Genomic DNA, 22,901 nt, shown 5'->3' with positions numbered 1-22,901 from the left:
ACACGCCACTTGCTTGGAGCGCGGCGGTTAGGGTGGCCAAAAGGCGATCGCACCTTCTCTCGCCATCCGTGTGGCGGTTCGAGGCATCGTTTCGCCCGTATGGAAGACGACACTGTCTACCCTTGCAGGTCCTCCCTTCCCTAGCCTACATGCCATCACCAGCCAGGTAAACGGTTCAAAGCGACGGACGATCGTTAGCGGGCGATCGCGGTGGCTGCCCTTTTTGTCCAAAAGGCCCAAACGTCGACGCGGCGATCGCGAGGGTAGCCGTTCGCAGACACCTCCGACGCGCTCAGCGCTGCTGTCTCCCTTGGGCCGGATACAAGAACTATGACCTGCTCTTCTGTAAGGTCACATCGCCGCTCGCGTGCCCGGCATCTCTGAAGGATTGCGCCCTTTACTACCTCCGCCCTCGCGCGAGCCAGCCCCACGTTCGCCTCGTATTGCTGTGTGAGCGCCTTGCCTAGTCGAACGCGGTCGGTCGCACCGATCACAAGCAGCATGCCATCGTGCCCCTCTGACCGGCGCTTCAGCCAACTTGACACTGCGTTGTCGACTTCCACGGACTGTGCGACATCAATGACTTCACTTGACGCGAGCTGCAAGCGACGCGACTCTCCCAAAAGAAATTGATCGAAAAACGCAATTCGCTCAGGGCCAGGTGACGAGACACTCTGCACTTGTTCATTCACGATCTTAAGCAGTGCGTCTGGCTTCAAGTTAAACGTCGCCTGAAGCTGCAGACGCTGCGTCACCCCTCCCCATACGAGCAATGAGCCACCGAGCATGGTCGCGAAGATGGCGGTGCGCCGCGGTTCAAACTTGTACAGTGCTACGAGGCCAATCGCCACGAACGCAGCACCAAGGCCCATGATGAAGAATGTTGGTTCTGCCCCAACCGCAGGATCGTGAGGGCCAAGTACAACAGGAGAGGACGGCGACGGCAGCACCGTCCCGAGGGAACCGGACGGCGATGCAGAACGCGCTGCTGGCACAAAAAGACTCAGTACAAATAGGGCTCCGGAAGCAAGTGGAAGATAGATCCCGAGCCTGCTGTACCAGCGACCCACCCTTTCGATCGCATCCGTGTACGGCCACGCCGTATCGTGCTCGCTCTCAAATTCACGCTTCCACCGCTCTTTATCCTCGTCCGCGTACTTATATCGGACCTCGTACTCGCGAATCAGGGCCCACGCGACCAGGAGCACAGATGCCAGGTATGCGACCGCTCCAATTACCGACAATGTAGCGGCCCAGTTCGCGATAATCCCGGCGTGGCCGTGAACGGCCCAATTCGCCGCTATGCAGCCGAATGCGGCCTGAACAGCGAGTTTCGAGACTCCGGCGGTCCACGCGTTGTACGCCTCGTGGAGCTCCTTTGTCGCCTCAGTCGCGCTCTTGAAGCGCCGCCCAGTTTCACCGGTCGCGCTGTCCGGCACCCTGGAGCGACGTGCCGACGACCTCCGAACAATCACCGCGAGTCCTCTACTTGGATCTACCTGGCGGGCGGCCGCCACCTAGTCCGTCTATGCGGCCCGCGCGGGACGCCTTCTTGGCGGCCCTTGCGCTCTTCGTGGCCGCCTTCTTCGCAGGCGGCCTTTTTGCGGAGGTCTTCTTTCCGTCTGTCTTCGTTTTCGTGGATCGCGGCTTTTCAGCGGCCAGGTCCACGCCAATGCCTAGCGCTCTCAGTGCCGCCAGAAGTTGCTGCGCATGGTAGGTAACCTTCGACTTCTCTGCCGCGTCTGCCGCCGCACTACGCTTGCTTCTCAGGGTTCCCGCGGGCTGAACTTTCGAAGCCCGTCTTGCGGCAGCCGTCTTTGCCGGCTTCGGCGCGAGAGCCTTCGCAGTGACTTGTTTTGAAGAACTTTGTCGCTTCCCGCCTGTGCCCTTTGGCACCGGTTTCGCTTTCGCCACTGAACTCCTCCACTTTTTTCGTTATACGAGTGTGAATCAGAAGTCGCTGACTGAGCAAGCCGACGGGGTCCGCCTGTCTCGGATGCACTACTGTCACCGCCGAGGCCACGTGTGTCGGCGGACAGGGGAGAGATCGACCTGTCGCGACTGCCAACGTCCACTACACAGGAACTGGAATTGCACTCTTGTACACGCAGAGCGCATTTTCCATCTCGTACGGCGCAAGGGCGTGATAGGGCTCCGGGAAAGCCGACAGCGGAACGGAGCGACCTCTGATCCCGGGCACTACGCGCCTCGCGCCGTCCCATGCGCCTGTCTGCAGGAACACTCGGTTTGGCAAGATCCCCAACCTAAGCGCCGTGTCATAAAAATACAGATCTCCCGCGCGCTCAACGTTTCCGAGTAGTTGCTCGATCAGCGCGATCAGGTCGTCAAACTCTGAGCATCGCTGCAGCGCAGGAGCATGCGCACTCCAGATTGCGTGGGACTCGGGAATCACGTGTTTGAGGAGTCGGCGCTGGTGACTCAATCGCTTCCCGTCCCTTCCCCGTGCATACGCCGCCTCTGAGAGCGCCGCTCTAAACGTCTGCTGCCCTGCAAACCATTCCAATTCCTCGAGTAGCTTTTTCTTCTTGTACCGCACGAAATGGCGGACGATGTCCGCATGCGTCGGCGCAGCGGGGAGCGGCGGCAGGATTCGCGAAGCCATTTTGTGTGTGTGTCCTCAGCATCCGCCCCCTCCTTCTGTCCTGGTGGGCCGGTTTGGCTTCGCATAATATGGCGTTTTCCTAAGCTAGCCCTCGCATGCGGAAAACACAAAAACAGGAAGCGGACCAGGAGTTGCCCCAAGCTCCGTCGCCGCAAGAGCCATCGCCCGAGATCCCGGCGCCGAACTGGACCCAATACCAACACCGGCCTGCAGCGCGCATCTCCGACTGCTGTCTGCTGCTCATGGGCCTTCAGCCGGGCGCCGCACGCAAAGCAGGGGCAACCAAGTGGCCGACCCGCTCACTCGTCGCCAAGCAGTACAACCGACTGCTCGCTGAGGCGTACCACGCGATGGCAGGCAAGAATCCGCTGCTGGAACCTCTTTTGGGCGAGCCGACCGTGGACCGCGTCGAGTTCCAGAAGGTGATGGTGCCCCTCGCTGCCTTCGTTGCGCTTGCCAACAGCGACATGTCGCCATTCGCCGCAGTACTTAAGCAAACGATCCCTGATGCGTTCAAAGCCTTGTCGCCGCCCATTCCCGCAGGGTCCAGACCCGTGAAGGATCTGCTCGCGGAGCTCCGGAGCACCTACTCCGACCGCGAGCCCCCTTCACCGGGTGCTGATTCTCCGGACGAGGCGTTCGATGCCGACAAAGAACTGGCCAAAATCAAGAGCCGCGGCGACCAACAAGTTCTCGTGTACGCAGGCGCGCTCCTGCACTGGGTGCACGAAGAGGCAATGAACGGCGAGTGGCACACATCATCGCGATTCAGCCTCAACGCGATCGAGTCGAAACTCAGGACGTGGCTTGCCGAGCGTGCCTACGACCCCACGGCTGTGCCACGCCCGGGGACCATACGAAAGCAGTTCGCCATTGCCCTCGAAGCCTTCCGCCAGCGGGCTGATCTGCAGCTGAAGCCGCTGTCCACTGCCACAAAGCAGGCGCCTTGACCGCATCTTGCCAACTGGGGTGAGTTGGCAAGATCGTCCGCAGCGTGAGCGCCCCGGGTGAAATCCGGCCATGTTCAATGACACACAACGTGGTCCAAACATGGCTAAACAAGCTCCCGATGCGCTGCTGAAGAAGGAGGAGGTGCTGCGTCGCACCGGCATCTCCAACTCTGGGCTCTACCTGATCATGGCCGAGGGGCGCTTCCCGCGTCCGGTTCGCGTCGGTCCGCGCACGGTGCGCTGGGTCGAGAGCGAGGTGCAAGGCTTCATTGACGCCTGCGTCGCTGACCGTAACAAGGTGGAGGGCGGCAATGAGTAAAGTGAGCCGCACCGCCCTCGCTCTGCGCCAAGTGCCGCTGAGGCCCGGCATGACGCTGGTGACGATGGACAGCGAGGAGCACGAGTTCCACGCCAGGTACCTCATTGAGCGGCACGCGGCAGAAGGAAGCGATAAGCTGGGCATCCCCTTTCCTGAGCCCCGTCGAGTGGTGTCCTTGCATGCCGGCACGCCGCGGTCCTTTGAGCAGATCCGGCTGTTGGCCGAGCTTTGCGCGGCAGGGCGAAAGGAGCCTCGAGGGCTTGAGCGCCGCCATATCGGACGACAAGGCTTTGATCCGTGCCGTGACGAGGGAATCGGCGCGGTGCTGGGAGAGTTGACGGGATCGACGAAGGCGTTGGTCTGCTTTGAGCAGCCCGTATCGGATCCGCTTCCGAACCACGTCATCGAAGGGCTCACCCGGTTCAAGCAACTCGCCGTCTCCGCGGCAAGTCACATCGTGGTGTTCACCAAGCGCGTTTCAGCGCCCTCGAGACTGCAGCTTGAACGACTCGCGGACGAGGTCATCGACGTCGAAGCGTGCGAGCCGGAGGCGGGCGCTCGTCACAGCTTCCATATTCGATGGCACGGAGCGCTGCACCTTGACGGACTGAACCACGGAACGGTGATGTGCTCGGTGCGGGTGGCGCAAGATCGCTATGTCTACAAGGCGGACCCTTTCGTGGCAAAAGACCTCTCGGGGCGCGTCATGTGGATGCTGCGTTGCGAAGGATGGCAGCTGGAGGCAATCGCCAAGTTGGTTGGCGTGAACCGCAGCACGGTCAAGCGACGGCTTGACCAGATGCCACCCACACGTGAGCTGGATCTCGCGGAGGGATGGTTGGAGCGGTACCGCGACGCCCTCGACCTACCTGGAGCGGAGGCGATCTAAGGCGCCGTAGGTCGCGTGGCAGCGATCGCGACGGCATCCGATGTGGATGCGCGCTCGCGTGGCGCGTGTTGCACGTGTTGCACGTGTTGCGCGTGTTGCGCGTGTTGCACGTGTTGCGTGGATCAGGCGGCCGACCCCGCGGCCCGCAACACCATGCGACGCAACGTGAGCTACAGGCAATTAGCCGGCAGGCGGGTCTCACGTGGCATCCCTGCAGGCGACTAATAAGCGCGTAACTGAAAACGTCCCCAAGGCTGAGCCATGCCAGCCCAGCTCACTTCGACCAACACAGAGATCAAGATCACATGTCCACAGCGCTATCAGCTTCACCGATCCAGCAATCAGCTGGATTCTTGGACAAGCTCGCGTACTCGCTGCCCACGGCGAAGGTGCTAGGCGCAGAGCTCGGCTGGCTCCCCGGCTTCCACGAGTACGTACGCAGTGCACTCGGAGGCGGCAGCTGCATGCCGTTCTTCGGCGCCCCGGGGAGATTCCGCTATGGGGTTCACCTTCTCATCCCAAGTGGGAGCAAGGTGCTCGTCACCTACGGCGTGCGAGACAGGAAGCGGCAACGCTACGGCGTGCGCGTCGAATGCAACCCGGCGCGAATGACGGCATCCGATATCGCCCTCATCCACAACTTCTTCCGCGATGCGTTCGGTGAGGCATACCCTGAACTATTGCGCGCATGCCGGATCCGTCGGCTAGATGTCGCTGTGGACCTTGTGGGGGCGCGGCTTGACGACCTGCACGTCATCTACTCCCATGCGCAGCAGCTCACCGTGTTCGGTAAGCGCATGTCACGAACTCGAGGGACGATCGAGACGCTTATGTTCGGAAGCGTCTCGAGCAGCAGCGCGGCGGCCGTGTATGCGAAGGACGTCGAGTCGCTCTATCGGCACGTCAGCAAGTTCAGTTCCTCGCGCGAACAAGACGACCGGCTGTCCGACAACCGCCTTCAGCAGCTAGCCAGTCGTAAGTCGCAGCCGGTTGTGCGTGTGGAAGTGCGGCTGCGGAAGCTTGATCTCCTTCCAAGCGAACTTTGTGCGCTCGAGAACCGGCTCCTCCGATTCGCCTTTCTGGAGCGTTCGAGCATGTCCTCCGTTCCCCCGCTCACCGCGCGAGCGTTCTGGAGCATGTGCAGAGACATTGGCCTGAAAGCCACGATGCGTTCGTTCGACGGCCACCCGTTCCAGGATAGATTGAAGGAGTCTCTATCAGTACGACCGAGTTGGTGGGCGCCGGAGACAGCGTGGGAAGAGGCCCTTCTCAGCTCGGTCCTTCGGGATCTATTGACCCTGTCGGGCGTCAGTGGGAAAGCGCTGGTCGACAGACGTACACGTGAACGACAGGCCTAGCGGCGTGGGGGTTACGGACGTTGGCGCGTGAAGCGGGGCAACCTAGGCGGACTTCACTGTCACACGGTGGCGTGGGTTCCGACGTCGGTCCTTGGGCGTGCTCTCTCAGGGCAGCGTCGTGCCCGCGATCACTGAGCTGCCAGCTGCATTCCCGCTACTTTCGTGCGCCGGCTGCAGGCGAAGGAGCACTTTCCGTCGTTAGTATCACTTCGGTCTTGCGCGGAATGGCGACCACCTGATCAACGCTGGGTAGGTACAGAACGATCTTTGTCCCGGTCGCGGCGACGAGTCTGCCGACGTACTTCTGCTTAGAGACCGGGTCAACGATCTCCACGCAGTTTGCACCGGGCGCGCCCATGCTGCGGGCACGCAGGCGCTTACCCGGGCTGCTCACGCATGCTTGCGGGGCCATGACCGTTGCGTTCGCGTATGCAGCGCCACCGACGTACCCGATGTAGGGCAGCAAGGAGATCATGACAAGTGCGAGGAACATCATGAAGGTGCCGACAATCGTGCTCACTGCGGTGACCGTGCCTCCAACCAAGGCGGCGACCAGCCCTCGCAGCAGATGCCCAGGCCAGCCGACCCTGCGTTGACCCAACCACTGCAGCGCCCGAAGCCACACCCCCGGGGCGCGCCTATCACTGAGATTGGGGTCCTTCTGTCTGCTCTCGATCGGCTTGAGGAGGGACCACCAGATGAACACTACCGCGGCACCTACAAGGCCATATAAAAGTGCGGCTCTTGGGACCGATCGCCATGTTCCACCGTCAGTGAACGCGGAAAGAAGGCCTAACAGTGCGTCTCCCGCCAGGCCAATTAGCTCAAAGCCGTTGTCGTACCAGACTCCTGGTGCCAGGCCGTACACCGAGGTGTACCCCCAAGTTACGCCAAAGCCCACTAGGGCGCAGGCTGTAGAGCCAAGCGCCACCAATACCGTGAGATTTCGGATCCAGTCGCCAGTCGCCCGTGTCGTCTCGGACCCGGCTGTTCGGCCAGCTGGTCGAACCTTCGCCCACGGCTGTCTTACTACCTTCAAGTGTCCCCCTCACACATTTCCGACTGTCACTCAGGACTCGACGCCGTTGTACTGTGGGCAGGGCTTGTGAGCGTGGAGCACTCGGTGGCAGTTGCGCACAGCCCGACTCTCAAAGCGCCTTATCCTCACTCGCACTCGGCGGCCGATCACGTGCCGGCGCGCCGGCGGTTCACAACGCCTTCGCGCGTACCGTGCATGGGCCAGCAGCTACTGCGGCCGAACCTTCAAAAACTTTTGAAACTGCTTGCGTACGCCGAAGTCGAGGGTCGCAAACTCATTCGAGCAGCGACCCGCCCTCTCTTGGGGAAGGCTCACATACTGTGCGCTCACGTATCCACGGCTTGAGTTCGCGCCGAGCGCCCAGCACGCCAGGTTGTAAATACGCTGCTGGTCGAGGCTGTGCTCATTCGACATCAGGCGCTTGATCGTGTCCTGATCCGCTGATGCGATGTCGACCCGCTTTGACATCTGCGTGAAAAGCCAAATCGTCGGCTGCACCACAGGCGTTCCTTGGGGCTCAACAAAGTGAGCGGCGAAGTAGATCGCGAACTGGTCAGCCACGTCCTCCTCGCGCCCGGTGATCGGGACCCCGTTCACCCCGATGATCGCGTGCCCGAGCTCATGAAAGAAGATGCCCCATACAGCGCCGTCGATGACCCGCGAAAACGACGTGCGGTCGGCCGTCGCCAGATCTGTGTCAGATCGTGCTAGGTTCACCATCAAATTCAGCATCTCGGTGCAGAAGACAACTGCGCCTCTCTGCCTGTCGTAGAAGGCGTTAGGCTGGCCGCACGAGGCGAATCCAACACCCAGATTTGTCTTCAGGTGGACCGCACTGTTCACCAGACGCGCCATGCGCTCAGCGAACTGGGTCTTCTTAGCGATGTCGAGGAGTTCCTGCTGCCGCTCGCTCCGCGCCGTCCCATAGAACGGAACCGCCTGCCCTTTGTAGAAAAGTTGCTCCAACGGTAGCGCGGCGCGTGCCCAGCTCACAGTGCCAAACGATAGCACCAAGGCACAAACAACCTTCAGCATCTCCATCCTCCGCCCGTCTTTAATAGGCGTTTAGTGTAGATTGGCTGTGATCGACCCAATAGCCTCCTGTTCGAGGTGTGGCGCCGCTGCCGCAAATCCGACTTAGGACATCGCGAAGCTCGCACTGGAATGAAGAACCGACGTGCTCCTCGGGGCGCTCGTTGCCTGCCTTCAGCCGGGCTTCTATCGCGGACCCCTACGCTGCGAAAACAGCTGGGAGCTACCGCCGTGCTGGACTTTGTCCTTCTCGCGGCGCGCCAGGCAGGGATTCGGAAGCAACTGGCGCCCCTAATCTTCACTTCTGTGGGTCTTTTCCATCGCCACCGAGCTTGCTCGGGTCGGGCAGGCGGCCGATGGCGCGAATAGCCTGCATGGCATCTGCTGTGGCATCGCTACTCTTTCGAACGAAATCCGCGAGGAGCCGCAACTGGTCCAGGCTGTAGGTGGACCAGAGCTTGGTCATGGCCTCCTGGATGGGCGCGTACAGCTGCGCGAGTTGCTCAACGCGGTCCATCCGCGGCACGAGCACCGTTTTGCGGCGATCTGACGCGTCGCTTTCCCGCCGCACGTAGCCGCCTGCTTCGAGCCGGTCGATGACCCCGGTGATCGCGCCCGAGGTCATGCCGGAGCCTCCCTGAAGGACCCCGCATCGCTTTTCAATTCCAGTTTGGACGGCAACGCGCGTCGCGCGATCGACTTCCACGAGTGTGACGCCATCAACGAGTCGGCCTTCAAGAAGCTCGTTCGAGACGCCGTGGCTGCCAATAAGCGCAAATGAAGGGTGGTGATTCGTGTGTCAGCTACGCCTGAATCCCTTCCGCCAGAGTTGGGGTGATCCGGGAGCGTGCGCCGCGGATCAGACTCAGGGAGTCCCGATAAGAAGCAATGCGAAGGAAACCATCGGAATGAGAGATTCACACGGATCGGCCGAAGTGAGCCAAGCCCAAAACGTGCATGGCATGCGAGGGCGGGCCTTGGTTATAGGCGGCGGGGGAGCGACGGGCAACGCCTGGGCGCTTGGTGTCGTTGCCGGATTGTTCGATGCGCACTTGGACGTGACAAAGGCGAATCTGATAATCGGCACTAGCGCTGGCGCGACAGCGGCGGTGCAGCTACGCAGCGAACTGAAGCCCATCGATCTGCTGGCTAACATCCTTGCGGAGTCGGCGCGGCCACGTCCTGACGCTGGTGCGCTTGGCGGTCTTTCTCGAGCCAGTGCGTCTGTGGATGCCATGGAACTATCAGGCCGCATCATCCGCGCTTCGGAGAGCCTGCAGGACATGCGCGTCCGCTTGGGCGCCGCTGCCTCTGAGATGCACGCCGAGTCCGGTGGGGCGGCGCAGGCGCAGTGGCGCGCCACCGTGTCGGCTCGGCTGCCGATTCACCATTGGCCAGACCGAGCGCTATCCATCGTGGCAGTCGACGCTGATACCGGCGAGCCGGTGGTGTTCGATCGTCACAGTGGCGTGGAGCTCGTGGACGCCGTCGCGGCCAGCTGTGCAAACGGGTTCGGGCTTCCTCCATATGAGCTTGCAGGCAAGCGCTACATCGACGGCGGTTATCGCGCCAACGAGAACGCGGACCTTGCGGCGGCATACTCGCGGGTCCTCGTCCTTTCGCCACTGGGCGGAAGGTCACGGCACGCGCTCGAATGGGGAACGCACCTGTCGTCACAGATGGAAATTCTGCGCGCGGGTGGGAGCAGAGTGGAAGCAATCTTTCCAGACAGCGGTGATAACGGCGCAGTCGGATTCGGCATGAACATGACAAACCTGAGCAAGCGGCCGGCCGCAGCACAAGAAGGTTACAACCAGGGGATAGCGCTCGCTGCGCAGCTCGCGGATTTCTGGCGCTGAGCTGCTCGCGTGGAACGCGTGCGCATGGGTGAGGCCGCATCCGTTCGGACTTGGAGCGTTGCGCGCGCGCAGCTTCCGCCGCGCCTCGTCTAACTCAGGTTCGTTGTCGACATTCTTCGACCGCGCTCTTTCAGGAGCGGGTAAGAGTCACCGTTCCAGATGCTCGCCTCGCGCGGTTATGTCGACCGCGCCCGGCGCGTCCTTGGCGTCGCTTATGCCTGAGGCAGCGGAGGCGTTCTTGCGCGATGTGAAGCCAAGTCCGCGGCGAACGAGCCGCGACCTTTTCATGCGCCTCGACTGAATTGCGGCCACGGCAGCGTCGGCGCGGACGGCCATCATGAGCTAAAAGCACGCCTGGGCACCGAGAACACTTATGGAGAACATCTGGAATGTGAGTGCGCTCGCATCCAGACGCTTCACTACATGATCTTCTCTGGCGCAGGCAAGCCCATTCAACAAGGATCTCCGGGCCGAGACTCTAAGCTAACGGAAGCATCACCGATCATTCTGTATCGCGCCTGTTCCTCAGCGAATGTCTGCTGCCCGCAACCGCAAGTTGATCTCCCGCGTTCCGATATTCACTTTGGGCCCAGAAATCAGCTCACCAGCGGTCGCCATTTCCGGCTCACCGAGTTCGATCTGCAGCAAAGCTGGCGTAGGTTCCATGGCGCCTAGACGCAGGAGCTGAGTGACGGCGAGTGCGCCCATTACCAGGCCGACAAATGGGACCGCGACGCTGGCCTGCGCGAGCTCGTATGCGCCGCATTGGTCCTTCGCCTTTTGGTCGGCATATGCTTTTGAATCTCTAAGCGCCTCAACGTTCTTCGGTTTGTCAGCTTCCGTCCAACTGCTAACAGCGCCAGCCGGGAGGACACGAAGTTGGCCAATCTCAAAGTCTACTGCTCCGTGCCCAACTCCGATATCCAGCATGTACTGATACCCGGCCTCACGGATCCACTGGCGTGGCAGAACGGAGTCGAGGCCAGACACGACGACAGACACCGTTTCCCGGAGGTGGTGCATGCCCTCGTCGAACGGCATATCTAACATGGCCACCTGCCATCCGAGCAGCTCAGGTAGCTGCAGTGCCACGCGCGTCTTCCGGCGGCCCAGATCCGAGCCGCGAGTCAGGACCCCTGTGCCCAAATTTTCCATGCCCGCGCGTTGGTAGTCCTGCAGGGCCAACGTATCGCCGGTGCCGGGCAGCTGCATAAGGTTCCAGAGAAAGCCCTGTCCCAAGTGGCCCAGGCCGACCAGAAGCAGGTTCTTCGGCAAATAGACAATCTCCGGCCCAGCGCCGCCGGCCTGACCCGAGTGGATGTTCCACATGTCAACGGAGAACGAGCGACCCGCTGTACGAAAACCGCCCAGCACATGCTCGAACGTCTGGCGAACCGCTAGAGCGCCGGCGAACGCACCCGCGAGCGGGTTCCACGATTCACCTGGGGGCTCGTGGTCCCACGGTGCACGCAGTCCAGCAGTCCACCGATTCCAATAGCAGCTGACCCAGAACTGTCCGTCGTCAGGCGGCGCAACACCTACGGAGATGCCATGGGTGCAATCGTGGTCGCCCTTCTTAGCGATGGTCGCTCCTGCGCTTCGGATTGCACCTGCGATGCTGCAGTCGCTGCCGGCCGGCCGCAGCAACAGGGCATCCTGCTCCAAGCTGACCGCCACACGCGTGTACGTTCGGACCGCGGCTGTTACGGCACCTAGAAGGCAAGCCTGACCTGCTGCCGTCCGCAGGGTATCTGGACCCACGAGAATGAGAAGGCGCACATTGCCCAGCCGATTCTGCGCGCCCTCGAATGTGTCTGCGCCCCGATCGGTGAAGGTTTTCAAGATCCGCGATTGCGGCAGTATGTCCATGGCTACTCCAATCGGAAGAAATGCACTCCGGCTCTAGTGCGGTCAGCCCAGCACCCGTTTCCGAGGTACTCGTATTGCCCGATGCCGCCAGGCGAGGTCTTCTTCCGGGCGAAGTCAGGCAGGATCAGCGCGATGTGACCGGCGCGCGGTATCGCAGGCTCGCTCTTGTCGGACGGGCTCTGGCCGTACGAGCGCGGGTGCACATGCACATCCGCCACGACGACGAGTCCCTTGCTCTTGCAGATCTCCCACAGCTTAGGGAAGTTGACTCCGTGGAAAGTCACAATCCCAGTAGCAAGTGCCAGAGGGTCCAGGTCGTCATAGAACACGAATTCCTCAATGGAGGCGCATTCACCCGCGCGCTGTCCGATGAGAAAGGCCCCTGATTCTCGACGAGCACCCAGCGTACGTCTCTCGAGTTCGGCTACACCTTTCCGCCAAACGCGTTCGCTGCAGGTCAGCTTAGGACTCGGTTTTTCGAGCCAGGTACGAAGCTTGTTCATCAACCACATCGAAGAGGTGCTCCATGATGAAAGTGATGTTCCGCTGGGCGTTCCATGCCCAGTCCGGCCGGACTTCTGTCCACGGCCTGCCACCATGGTCTGCCGCGACCCGCTGCCAGCCGCGATAGATTCCGCCGTGCTGCCCCGGGTACTGCTCCCAGTCTTTTAGAGCGTCGATGAACGCAGGCGAAAAGCAGTGGCCGGACGGGGCTGCAGGACGGCGGCCTTGGACGAAGTCCCACCGCTCAACGAAAGGGCCAGGCAGCGGGTACCCATCGCATAACAGGTGGAACTCGTGGCCGAACGAACTGCCACCTTGCACTGCGTGGATCCGTACGTATAGGTGGGGAAACTCAAACTTCTGCACGAACCAGCGCCCCTGCTCCACTCCTATCAGGAATGCGGGCGATTCAAGTTGCGCGCTGAGCGTTCGTTCGGCAGGGCTGCGGTCATCAGCCATTGCTGAAGTCCTTCAGCGACAGCTGGAACGCCGCGGAGCAAGTCTGAGCGTCCACATACTGGCCGATCAGCGCGCTCTTGGGCAACGGCTCGTCCGGCTTGCTCGCGAGGACTAAATTGGCTTTCGCTGCCTGGTTGTCATCGAGGTTGAAGCCTTTCTTTCCCACCGCCCAGTCCAGAACCTTCCGCACCGTCTGAGATACAGGGAACGTGTCGCTCTTCTCGGAGTCCGCGGCAACGGTGAGGACGGCTTTTCGGCAGGGGTGCGCCACAACCTGGATAGCTGTACGCCCATCCAGGCTTGTGAGCTCCTCCTCGGTGCCGACAAGCAGAAGGGTGAAATTAGACCCGCCCAGATCTTGAGCGGCGACAGCCGACAACTCATCCAGGTTGTGCACGCTGAGCATGCGGGGAGAACGGTGGGGGGTGGTCAATTCGACGTGGGTAGCCATAGAGTTTCCTTTCATGTGCGTCGAACCAAATCCAGCCCGACAGTCGAAACTCTAGCACAACAGATCCGTTTTAAAACACTGTCGTTGTGCTTTGTAGTTGTATCACAACAACACTGATACACTCCAGCTGCCAAAGGAACACTGATGCGCGACGTCTTAAGTCTTTCCGTCTACAACCCGACATCTCTGAGCGATGAAGATTTTCTTGGCGGGTTCGTCGCCAGACGGGAAATGGCCGGCCGGCTCATTGATGAATTGGCCTCAACCCCGCCACGCGGAACCGCCAAGAACCACCTCGTTCTTGGTCAGCGCGGAATGGGCAAGACAAGCATGCTGCGTCGTTTAGCCGTAGCGGCGACATCTGATCCACGGCTCTCCTCCGTTCTCATCCCGCTGAGCTTTCGTGAGGAGCAGTACAACGTGCATAGCCTGTACGTGTTCTGGGTGAACTGCCTTGACGCGCTGGGCGACTACTTCGAACGAACGGGGCAAGGACGAAAGGCCGAGCAACTCGATCGTGAAGTTGAAGCTCTCAACGGCGCGTCTGGCGCGAGCCTGGAGCTATTCAACAAGTGGATCGAACGAGAGAACCGACGGCCCCTATTGCTGCTGGACAACATTGACCTTCTCTTCGCCGGCCTGAAAAAGGACATCCACGCGCTAAGGGAGCACGTCACCAAGCCGGGAGGAATAGTGATCGTGGGTGGTGCTGCAGCCGCGGTCGAGGAAATCACTGATCCAGCAGGGTCCTTCTTCGGGCGTTTCGAGGTTTGGCAATTAGATCGCCTGAGTAAGGAGGAGTTGATAGCTTGCTTACGTCGACTCGCGCTCGCCCGCGGTCGCGAAGGCGAGAAGGTGCTCCAGCTACTGGACAAAGATCCGGCACGCATTCGCACCCTGCACGACCTCACCGGCGGAAATCCACGGACGCTGACTCTCATGTACATACTGCTGGAGCTTGACTCCGGCGGGGACGTATTCACTGACCTAGAACGACTCTTGGATCAAGTAACGGTGCTATACAAGGCACGAGTCGAGGATCTGCCTGGTCAGGCGAGAGTCGTCCTCGACGCCGTCGCACTCGCCTGGAATCCAGTGTTAGCGTCACAGGTTGCTGCGACCACAATGTTGGAAGTCACAGCGGTGTCTTCGCAACTTGATCGACTTCAAAAAGAAGGAGTGATCGAGAAGGTTTCAATATCGTCCACCACGAAGGCAGCGTACCAAATATCCGAGCGGTTCTTCAACATTTGGTACTTGATGCGTCACGGACCCCGCCGCCAGCGCAGCAAGCTGCGATGGCTGACGTTCTTTCTTCGGAGCTTCTACACAAACGAGCAACTTGTAGAACAAGCTAAGGAGGTTGTCAGTAGCGGCACGGAGCTCGGTGCCGACGGAGGCCAGTACTTGCTGGCGCTAAGCGACGCGATCGACGATGAGGGATGGCGATCCGTGCTAAAGAGCCACGCACGTGACGAGTTCGAGAAATACGCAGTTTCCTTGGGTCGAACGCTTGACGAAATTGTTGATCCTAGTGACGTGCCGCGACCGCAAACAGTTTTCGAGTGGATTCGGTATGGCAATCTGCTGCGCCAACACCTGAAGCGATCGAAAGAAGCTGAGGCCGCATTCGTGGCCGCGCTCTCGAAGGATCCAACGAACTACGCAGCTTTGTTCAACTTAGGGAACACAAGGCTTGTTGACCTTGGTGATCCGTTGGGCGCTGTCGATGCGCTTACAAGGGCTGTTGACTGCAAGCCGAGAGATCTTCCGTCTCACTATTTCCTCGCAGACGCGCTCGCAAAGATCGGACGCACCGACGAGGCCAAGAACGAATATGCGACCTGCCTGCAGCTGAACTCCAGGTTCCACTTGGCACATATGGCGCTTGGCGATCTCCTCACCGGTGAAGGGAAATTTGCGGAAGCTGAGGAGCAATATCGGCTGGCAGGTACGCTAGCGCCGAAGACTGATACTCAGAACCTGCACTCAAGCGCCTTCTTCCTCGGCTACATCGTCGAGCAGTTCGACCGAGCGGTGCGTCTATATAAGCGGTTGCTCGACATCGATCCAAATGACTTCGTGGCGCAAAGCAACATGTTAGTGCTTCCTTTCTTCTGCGCGCAATCAGCGCTTGAGTTTGGACCCGAAGAGGCAATCCTGAGTCAACACCCGCCGTACGGCCAGGCGCTGATTCGAGTACTGCAAGCAATGGGACGTGGGGAACGGGCGGCGGCCATGTCCCTCGTCGCATCCGTCTTTGACAGATCAGACGAACAGATATTCGAAACCTATCGCGGTTTCATGCTGCTGCTGTTGCGGGAAGCGGCAAGGCAAAACTGGGGAGATATTCTGCTCAGATTGATGGACGAAACCGGAGCAGCAGACCGTCAGTGGCCGCTTCGAGCTGCGTATCACGCGTACTTGGCCGGCGAGCAGATCCTACTGGACGTAAATCCCGAAGTCCGTTCCGCCGCGACGAAGATACTCAGTTGGCTTCACGGCCCGCTCAAGTATCACGAGTCTGTGATGAGCGTCCCCGCACCGCGCTGAAGCCGTAGTGCGCGACTCACTCACATCGCGTTACGCGCGTCGTCCGCGCCGAGAATGCGAGCTCCGAAGCTCCTGGGTAACGCGCGCTAACTAGGCATTTACGCGAGTGAAGATGCGCTTGTGCGAGCCCGGCCTGCGTCCGATGCTGCGGAATATTCAGCAGCGCCATCGCCCGCCCAACCCCTGGGCTAGCTTTTTACTGCAGCACGCGGACGGCGCCTCGTACCTGAGTCGTGCCCCGATAAGGCTGCTTCTGGGCGAGAGCTGACTTCCGTAGGGCCAACATGCGACAGCCCTTTGCCACCGCTTGAGGCGTCCGAACGAGCGACCGCTATGCAGCGTAAGGAGCCAGTCGCTGTCGGCCGGCGTGCTCACGGTAACCGGCATCAAGCTGACCTTCAACGAGACGGCCCACGATGGCCCGAGCGGCAGCTATGCGAGGTTCAGCCGACACCGATGTTCCGGCGTGGCGGGCGACGTGCCTGAACGACTGCACCCTTGCCGTCGAACTGGCAGTGCCGACCCAAAGCAGCCATCCCTTTTCGCTCTCTCGCCCTGCTCCGGTAGGACTCGGAACCAGGCTCGACGACGTACCGGATCAGGCGCCAGTCCCACAGGTTCAGTTACGCACCGGCACGATGCTGAAGCGGACGACCTCCTGCGAGCGTGCCAGGTCCAGCGCCAATAGGGCGGGCGAGGTGGAGCGGGAGCGATCGAGCGCCACCACGCTGAAGCGCCACAGCGGCTGCGAATCGGCGAAGGTGATGCTAAAGCTGTCGCGGGCCACGCGGTACCCATGTGCGAGCGCCACACCGACGAACTCCTCGAACTGCGGCGCGGCCTCCGGCCGGAACGCCAGCGAGACGTCGAATGCCGCACGCCCGGGCAACCAGCGTTCGATCTCGCGCACGAGCGTCATTGACAACATGCACAACAACGCAAGCAGCAGTGCCGCGCCGTACAGCTCCACACCGAGCAGCACGCCGATGGCCGCTGCCGCCCAGATCGACGCCGCCGTCGTGAGTCCGCTGATGCTCAGGCCGTCCTTGACGATCACGCCGGCGCACAGAAAGCCGATGCCGGTGACCACGCCCTGCACCACCTTCGTGGGATCGGCATCGATGTGGGCGAGCCGACCACCGAACCATGCCGCCGAATAGCCGACGAAGATCGTCAGCGCGGTGGCAGCCATGCACACGAGGCCGTACGTGCGCATCCCGGCTGCCCGCCCGTTGTACGAGCGCTCGTAGCCCACCACCATCCCGAGCAGGAGCGCCCCGAGCAGGTTAAGGCCGATCCATCCGTTGACGGCGAGGAAATCGCCGCGCCAATACAGCGAGAACGCAGTGGGTAGGATCATGGCTGCGGCTCGCGCGCGTCGTCGGCGTCGGCGGTGGTCATCCCGCCATCGAGCCCCAGGCTGCGGCGCAAGCGCTGGAACTCGGGGTTGGCGCGCAGCAGCGCCCGTCCCGCGGCCTGCAACTGCTTCGAATGCTCTGGCAGGATCTCGAAGGCTGTCGGCGCGTGCAGCAGCGTCTCGCGCAGCCGCGGATCCTGCAGGTCGCGCAGGCGGATGTTGATCACGAACACGTCGGCGTCAACAGCGAACGGGCTACCGTCGCGGCCTCGTGCGGCCCGCACTTCGTCGGCGGCGCGCCGTGCCGCGTCCTTCACGACCTCCGTCGTCTCGGTGGTCCAGCGCGAGCCCGCGCCGAAGACCATAGCATCGAGCACCTCGCGCGTGCCCGGCACGCGGTCGCTTTCGTCGATGCGGTCGGCGAAGGCGCGCTCCGAATCCACCACGACCAGCACGATTCTGTGCACCGAACCCGGCGGCAACTGCTGGAAGCTTTCCTGCAGCGAACCGCTGGCGATGGTGTGGTCCACCAGCGCGCGCACGCCGAGGTTGTCCGCAAGGCCACCATCCACCAGGTGGATGTACGGCCGCTGCTGCGAGGTGCGGTAGCTGTCGGCGATCATGCGCAGCAGGCGCGCCGAGAGATTGCGGTGCGGCATCGCGTGTTGCTGGCGCTGCGGCGGCTCGCAGGTGCCCGCGTAGTTGCGCAGCGTCATCGGACTGAGCAGCAGCGGCACCGACGATGACGCGGCCACCGCGAACGAGAGCGGGACCGAGTCGAGGTCGGAGCAGATCAGCGCGAACTGCTCCGGCGTGAACTCGAAGGGCACCCCCGTCGTGAGGTCGGTCGCGGTGACGAGCAGGTGCGGCCACGGCCGCCGGCGCCGCAGGCTGCCGAAGGTCTCGCCGCGGAACACCGGCTCGAGGTGCTGCTCCAGCACGTTGCTGCGGCCATACCAGGGCGAGCTCAGGCGATAGAGCGTGGCCGGCTCCGTCGCCTGGCGGATCAATCCCGTCTGGAAATTCACCAGCAGGAAGTCGCGCTCGAAGCGCTCGAAGGTCTCGTCGCCGAAGGCCGCGTAATAGCTCGCGAGCAAGCTGCCGCCGGAGACGCCGCTGATCAGGCCGACTTCATCCAGCAGCGTCGTCGGGCGGCCCTCGACCTCGAAGGCGGTGGCCTTGAGTTCCTCCAGCACGCCAAGGCCGAAGGCCGCTGCGCGCGCGCCGCCGCCGGAGAGCGTGACGGCGGCCACCATCGGTCGCGGGGCGGGCGCCAGCGTCGGCGCCTCGTGCGCTGCGGCGCCGCCGGCGATCGGCGCGTTCAACCACGGGTGGGTCGACGCGCAACCAGCCAGCAGCGACAGCGCGACGGCCGCAGCCAGGGTGCGAACGAATCGGCTAACCACGTCCCTGCCCTCTCAATGGGCCGCCGCAGGTTGCAGCGTGGCCGAGGGAAGCTCGTGCGGCGCGTCGCGCCGCACCTTGAACCACGCCGCATACAGCGCCGGCACGAAGAAGATCGTGAGCACCGTGGCGATGGTCAGGCCGCCCATGATCGCGATCGCCATTGGACCCCAGAACACGCTGCGCGTGAGCGGGATCATGGCCAGCACGGTCGCAGCGGCGGTGAGCACCACAGGGCGCGTGCGGTGCAGCGCCGCATCGACGATCGCGTTCCACGGATCGCGACCCTCTTCGCGTTCGGTGCGCACCTGGTCGATCAGGATGACCGAGTTGCGCATGATCATGCCGCCCAACGCGATGATGCCGAGGATCGCGACGAAGCCCAGCGGCGCATGGAACACCAGCAGCGCGCCGACCACGCCGATCAGGCCTAAGGGCGCGGTGAGGAACACCATGGCCATCGTCGAGAGGCTTTGCAGCTGCAGCATCAGGATCGTGAGGATGGTGAGCACCATGACCGGCGCCACCGCGGCCAGCGCGGCATTCGCCGTCTCGCTTTCCTCCACGGCGCCGCCGACGTCCACGCGATAGCCGGCGGGCAGCGATGCGCGGATCGCCTGGAGCTGCGGGTCGATCTCCTTGGTCACCGACACGGGCTGCTCGCCATCCACGACGTCACCGCGGACGGTGATCGCCATGTCGCGGTTGCGGCGCCACAGCACCGGCTCTTCCAGCTCGTAGCGGATCTTCGCCACCTGGCCGAGCGGCACGGGCGCGCCGCTGCGCGTGTAGACGTTGATGTCCTTGATGGTGTCGATGTCCAGGCGCTCCTTCGGCACGGCGCGCGCGACGATGTCAACGAGGTTCTCGTGCTCGCGCAGCTGCGACAGCGTGGCCCCGTTCATCACGGTCTGCGTCACGATGTTCACGTCGGCGGGCGTGAGGCCCAGGGCCCGCGCCTTGTCCTGGTCGAGGTCGATCTTGAGCGTCCGCACGGGATCGTTCCAGTCCAGCTGGACGTCGCGCAGCTTGGGGCTGGCGTCCATCACCTTCTCCACCTGCCGCGCGATGTCGCGCACCTTCTGCGTGTCGGGGCCGACGACGCGGAACTGCACGGGATAGCCGACGGCCGGGCCCATCTCCAGGCGCGTGACGCGCAGCCACGCTTGCGGGAACTGCTGCGGGGTCAGCGCCATGAACCGGGCACGCACGCGCTCGCGGGCCTCCATGTCCTTGGTCATCACGATGAACTGCGCGTAGCCGGGGTTGGGCAGTTCGGGCGACAGCGCCAGGTAGAAGCGCGGCGCACCGGCACCGGTGTAGGCCGTGAAGAAGCGCACGTCCTCGTCCTTCTTCAGGAGCGCTTCCACGCGCTTGACCTGTTCGCTGGTGGCCTGGAAGGACGAACCTTCCTTCATGCGCAGGTCGAGGATCAGCTCGGGGCGCTCGCTGTTCGGGAAGAACTGCTGCGGCACGAGCTTCAGCCCCGCCAGCGCGAGCACGAGGGCGCCGGCCGTTACGCCGATGATCGCCCAGCGCTTCTCCAGCGCGAAGTCGATCCAGCCGCGCAGCTTGCGGTAGAACGGCGTGCCGTACGGATCGCTGCCGTGGTGGTGCTGGCCGAAGTCCTTCGGTAGCATCTTCACCGCCAGGTAGGGCGTGATGATGCCCGAGCACACCCACGAGAACACGACGGCGATGCCGACGATCCAGAAGATGCCGCCCGCGTATTCGGCCGTGGTCGAATGCGCGAAGCCGATGGGCATGAAGCCGGCCACGGTGATCAGCGCGCCGGACAGGCGCGGCATCGCGGTCGCCGCATACGAGAACGCGGCGGCCTTCACGCGGTCCCAGCCGCCTTCCATCTTCACCACCATCATCTCGATGGCGATGATCGCGTCGTCCACCAGCAGGCCCAGCGCGATGATCAGCGAGCCGAGCGAGATCCGTTCGAGGTTCCAGCCCATGCCGAGCATCACCATCGCCACCACGCCCAGCACGAGTGGCACGGAGATCGCCACGATCAGGCCGGTGCGCAGGCCGAGGCTGACCAGGCTCACCGCCAGCACGATCGCCAGCGCCTCCATCAGCGAGCGCTCGAACTCCCACACCGAGTCCTTCACGGTGGTCGGCTGGTCCGCGACCCGCTCGAGCTCGACGCCGTAGGGCAGCTCCGACTGCACCTTCGCGATCGTCGCGTCGATCGCCTTGCCCAGTTCCACGACATTGCCGTCGTCGGTCATCACGATGCCCAGCATCAGCACGTCCTGGCCGTTGTGGCGGATCGTGTAGACCGGCGGGTCCTGGTAGCCGCGCTTGACGATGGCGATGTCGCCCAGCTTGATCGTGCGGCCGCCGGCGGCGATGGGCACGTTGCGGATGTCGTCCAGGCTGGCGAACTGGCCGCTCACGCGCACGAAGACGCGGTCGTCCTTGGTGTCGATGGAGCCGGCCGGCATCATCGCGTTCTGGCTCTTCAGGCTCTCCGCGATCGCGAGCGGGGTGATGCCCAGGGCCGCGAGCCGCTGGTGGGAGAACTCGACGTACACCTTCTCGTCCTGCTTGCCGAGGACGTCCACTTTCTTCACGTACGGCGCCTTGAGCAGGCGGCGCTTGATGTCCTCGGAGATGTCGCCGAGCTTCGCCTGGTCGAAGCCGTCGCCCTTGACCGCATAGAGCAGCGAATACACGTCGCCGTATTCGTCGTTGAAGATCGGGCCGATCACGCCATCGGGCAGTTCGAGCTTCAGGTCGGAGAACTTCTTGCGTGCCTGGTACCAGGCTTCCTGCTGGTCCTTGTGCGACGTGCCGCCCTTGACGGTGATGGTCATGCCGCCGTAGCCCTGGCGCGAGAAGCTCACCACCTTCTCGAAGTGATCGAGCTGCTCGAACTTCTTCTCCATGCGGTTGAGGACCTCGTCCTGGATCTGCTGCGCGCTCGCGCCCGGCCAGATCACGGTGGCCGTCATGGACGGCACGGAGAACTTCGGATCTTCCAGCTGCCCGAGCTTCGAGAAGCTGAAGACGCCGGCGATCGAGATGACGATGATGAGGAACAGCACCACCGCGCGGTGGTTCAGCGCCCATTCGGTGAGGTTGAAGTCCTTCATCGCGCGGCCACCTTCGGTTCCGTCGCAGCCGCAGCGGATTCGAGCGCCACGTGCAGGCCCGGCGCCATCTTCTGCACGCCGGCGGTCACCACCAGCGTGCCAGCCGGCAGGCCGGACACGAGCACCTGGTCGCTGCGGTACGACTGCACCGTCACGCTGGCCAGTTGCACGCTCGCGGAGGCGCCGCCTGTGCCGGGACGCGCCACCCACACGGCCGGCTTGCCGTGGTCCTGCGTGATGGCCGAGGCCGGGATCGCCGCGACGTCGCTGCGACCGGACTCCTGCTGCACGATCACCGACGCCGTCGCACCCAGCGGCAGGTTGCGCGGCGACACCGGCTTCAGCCGCGCCTGGAAGGTGCGCGTCTGCGCCGCGGCTTGCGGCGCCAGTTCGCGCAGCGTGACGGCGAACGCCTGGTCGGGCGCGCTCGCCAGCGTCGCCTGGTACTCCGCCTTGCGGAAGTCCGCGAGCTGGTCTTCCGGCACGTCAACCACGATCTCGGGCTCGCCTTCGGCCGCGATGGTCACCACCGGCTGGCCTTCGGCGACCACCTGGCCGGCTTCGAAGCGAACCGAGGTCACCACGCCCGTGCGCGACGCGCGCAGCACGGTGTAGCCCAGGCGGTTGCGGGCGAGCTCCAGCTGGCGCGCTTGCGCCTGCGCGTTGGCGGCCGAGGTCTGCGCCGCGGTGCGGGCGCGCTCGTCGTCGGAGTCGCTCACCGAGCCGTCCGCCTTCAGCGCATTGAGGCGATTGCGGTCCGCTTCGGCCTGGCGCGCCTGCGAGGCGGCGGCGATGGCCTGCTGCTGCGCGGCGTCGAGCGCGAGGCGGTAGTCGGCGTCTTCGATGACGCCGATCACGTCGCCCTGGTGCACGAGCTGGCCGACTTCGACGCGCCGCTGCGCCACCCGGCCGGCAACGCGGAAGGCCTCGTCGACTTCGTGGCGGGCGCGCACCGTGCCGACATAGCGGTGCGTTTCGCCGGCGGCGTCGTAATGCAGTTCAACGGTGCGGACGGGCCGCAGCGCTTCGGGCGTCGGCGTCTTCGGTGCGCAGGCGGCCAGCAGGACAGCCGCCGCCAGCAGCGACAGGGAATGGATGGTTTTCAAGGGAGCTCCTCGTGCTCTC

General features: G+C 63.0%; 19 protein-coding genes and 1 pseudogene. 7 read left to right on the top strand and 13 right to left on the bottom strand.

What is annotated here, in order from left to right; genetic code table 11:
• Positions 1 to 194 precede the first annotated feature (194 nt).
• Positions 195 to 1,517, bottom strand: coding sequence for a hypothetical protein (locus tag JJB11_RS21480; protein ID WP_201176411.1), 1,323 nt, complete (start codon positions 1,515 to 1,517; stop codon positions 195 to 197).
• Between the two features lie 557 nt (positions 1,518 to 2,074).
• Positions 2,075 to 2,623, bottom strand: a complete 549-nt coding sequence (locus JJB11_RS21475) for a hypothetical protein (RefSeq protein WP_201176409.1) — start codon at positions 2,621 to 2,623, stop codon at positions 2,075 to 2,077.
• Between the two features lie 95 nt (positions 2,624 to 2,718).
• Here JJB11_RS21475 and JJB11_RS21470 point away from each other — a divergent pair, with 95 nt between their 5' ends.
• The 4 genes from JJB11_RS21470 to JJB11_RS21455 all read left to right on the top strand — a co-directional run bounded on the left by JJB11_RS21470 (position 2,719) and on the right by JJB11_RS21455 (position 6,139).
• Positions 2,719 to 3,573, top strand: a complete 855-nt coding sequence (locus tag JJB11_RS21470) for a hypothetical protein (RefSeq protein WP_201176407.1) — start codon at positions 2,719 to 2,721, stop codon at positions 3,571 to 3,573.
• 70 nt (positions 3,574 to 3,643) lie between these two features.
• Entirely contained in the window at positions 3,644 to 3,892 is a 249-nt protein-coding gene (locus JJB11_RS21465) for a helix-turn-helix transcriptional regulator (RefSeq protein ID WP_201176405.1), read from the top strand.
• Positions 3,885 to 4,781: a hypothetical protein gene (locus JJB11_RS21460; RefSeq protein ID WP_201176401.1), complete on the top strand. Its 897-nt coding sequence runs from the start codon at positions 3,885 to 3,887 to the stop codon at positions 4,779 to 4,781. Before JJB11_RS21465 ends, JJB11_RS21460 begins: the two co-directional genes overlap by 8 nt.
• Positions 4,782 to 5,134: 353 nt before the next feature.
• Complete coding sequence (locus tag JJB11_RS21455) at positions 5,135 to 6,139, top strand: phage/plasmid replication protein (protein WP_201176400.1); 1,005 nt, start codon at positions 5,135 to 5,137, stop codon at positions 6,137 to 6,139.
• Between the two features lie 154 nt (positions 6,140 to 6,293).
• Here the strand turns inward: JJB11_RS21455 and JJB11_RS21450 are convergent, their stop codons facing one another.
• The 3 genes from JJB11_RS21450 to JJB11_RS21440 all read right to left on the bottom strand — a co-directional run bounded on the left by JJB11_RS21450 (position 6,294) and on the right by JJB11_RS21440 (position 8,835).
• On the bottom strand, positions 6,294 to 6,845 hold the full coding sequence (locus JJB11_RS21450) for an LSm family protein (RefSeq protein ID WP_201176399.1): 552 nt from the start codon (positions 6,843 to 6,845) through the stop codon (positions 6,294 to 6,296).
• A 540-nt stretch (positions 6,846 to 7,385) separates the two neighbouring features.
• Entirely contained in the window at positions 7,386 to 8,219 is an 834-nt protein-coding gene (locus JJB11_RS21445; RefSeq protein WP_201176398.1) for a DUF4344 domain-containing metallopeptidase, read from the bottom strand.
• A 289-nt stretch (positions 8,220 to 8,508) separates the two neighbouring features.
• Positions 8,509 to 8,835 (bottom strand): MarR family winged helix-turn-helix transcriptional regulator, encoded by a 327-nt coding sequence (locus JJB11_RS21440; RefSeq protein ID WP_201176396.1) that lies wholly within the window; start codon positions 8,833 to 8,835, stop codon positions 8,509 to 8,511.
• Between the two features lie 3 nt (positions 8,836 to 8,838).
• Here JJB11_RS21440 and JJB11_RS26190 point away from each other — a divergent pair.
• Both JJB11_RS26190 and JJB11_RS21435 read left to right on the top strand, forming a co-directional pair.
• A pseudogene (locus JJB11_RS26190) lies at positions 8,839 to 8,991 on the top strand (DUF1801 domain-containing protein); the annotation flags it as partial.
• 154 nt (positions 8,992 to 9,145) lie between these two features.
• Entirely contained in the window at positions 9,146 to 10,069 is a 924-nt protein-coding gene (locus JJB11_RS21435; RefSeq protein WP_201176388.1) for a patatin-like phospholipase family protein, read from the top strand.
• 525 nt (positions 10,070 to 10,594) lie between these two features.
• Here the strand turns inward: JJB11_RS21435 and JJB11_RS21430 are convergent.
• From JJB11_RS21430 to JJB11_RS21415, 4 genes are read right to left on the bottom strand one after another with little or no spacing between them, the layout of a single operon-like run.
• Positions 10,595 to 11,938, bottom strand: a complete 1,344-nt coding sequence (locus JJB11_RS21430; RefSeq protein ID WP_201176380.1) for a ThiF family adenylyltransferase — start codon at positions 11,936 to 11,938, stop codon at positions 10,595 to 10,597.
• Between the two features lie 2 nt (positions 11,939 to 11,940).
• A complete protein-coding gene (locus JJB11_RS21425) occupies positions 11,941 to 12,441 on the bottom strand; it encodes a hypothetical protein (RefSeq protein ID WP_201176371.1) in 501 nt (166 codons plus the stop codon).
• Positions 12,401 to 12,901, bottom strand: a complete 501-nt coding sequence (locus JJB11_RS21420) for a DUF7665 family protein (protein WP_201176369.1) — start codon at positions 12,899 to 12,901, stop codon at positions 12,401 to 12,403. Before JJB11_RS21420 ends, JJB11_RS21425 begins: the two co-directional genes overlap by 41 nt.
• Entirely contained in the window at positions 12,894 to 13,352 is a 459-nt protein-coding gene (locus tag JJB11_RS21415) for a hypothetical protein (protein ID WP_201176368.1), read from the bottom strand. The genes JJB11_RS21420 and JJB11_RS21415 overlap by 8 nt, the downstream gene beginning before the upstream one ends.
• Positions 13,353 to 13,496: 144 nt before the next feature.
• Between JJB11_RS21415 and JJB11_RS21410 the strand changes: the two genes are divergently transcribed.
• Complete coding sequence (locus JJB11_RS21410; RefSeq protein WP_201176367.1) at positions 13,497 to 15,905, top strand: tetratricopeptide repeat protein; 2,409 nt, start codon at positions 13,497 to 13,499, stop codon at positions 15,903 to 15,905.
• Between the two features lie 619 nt (positions 15,906 to 16,524).
• On the opposite strand, the gene JJB11_RS21405 is transcribed toward JJB11_RS21410, so the two are convergent.
• From JJB11_RS21405 to JJB11_RS21390, 4 genes are read right to left on the bottom strand one after another with little or no spacing between them, the layout of a single operon-like run.
• On the bottom strand, positions 16,525 to 17,265 hold the full coding sequence (locus JJB11_RS21405; RefSeq protein ID WP_201176366.1) for an MgtC/SapB family protein: 741 nt from the start codon (positions 17,263 to 17,265) through the stop codon (positions 16,525 to 16,527).
• Positions 17,262 to 18,668, bottom strand: coding sequence for a patatin-like phospholipase family protein (locus JJB11_RS21400; RefSeq protein WP_201965013.1), 1,407 nt, complete (start codon positions 18,666 to 18,668; stop codon positions 17,262 to 17,264). Before JJB11_RS21400 ends, JJB11_RS21405 begins: the two co-directional genes overlap by 4 nt.
• 12 nt (positions 18,669 to 18,680) lie before the next feature.
• Positions 18,681 to 21,776, bottom strand: a complete 3,096-nt coding sequence (locus JJB11_RS21395) for an efflux RND transporter permease subunit (protein ID WP_201176365.1) — start codon at positions 21,774 to 21,776, stop codon at positions 18,681 to 18,683.
• The gene (locus tag JJB11_RS21390; RefSeq protein ID WP_201176364.1) at positions 21,773 to 22,882 is read right to left on the bottom strand and encodes an efflux RND transporter periplasmic adaptor subunit; all 1,110 of its coding nucleotides are present in this window, start codon (positions 22,880 to 22,882) and stop codon (positions 21,773 to 21,775) included. Before JJB11_RS21390 ends, JJB11_RS21395 begins: the two co-directional genes overlap by 4 nt.
• Positions 22,883 to 22,901: the final 19 nt, after the last annotated feature.

Origin of the sequence: Ramlibacter ginsenosidimutans (assembly GCF_016654015.1) — a bacterium.
Taxonomy (GTDB): Bacteria; Pseudomonadota; Gammaproteobacteria; order Burkholderiales; family Burkholderiaceae_C; genus Ramlibacter; species Ramlibacter ginsenosidimutans.
Note: the sequence above shows the minus strand (reverse complement) of the source record. Positions and strands in the feature narration are given on the sequence as shown.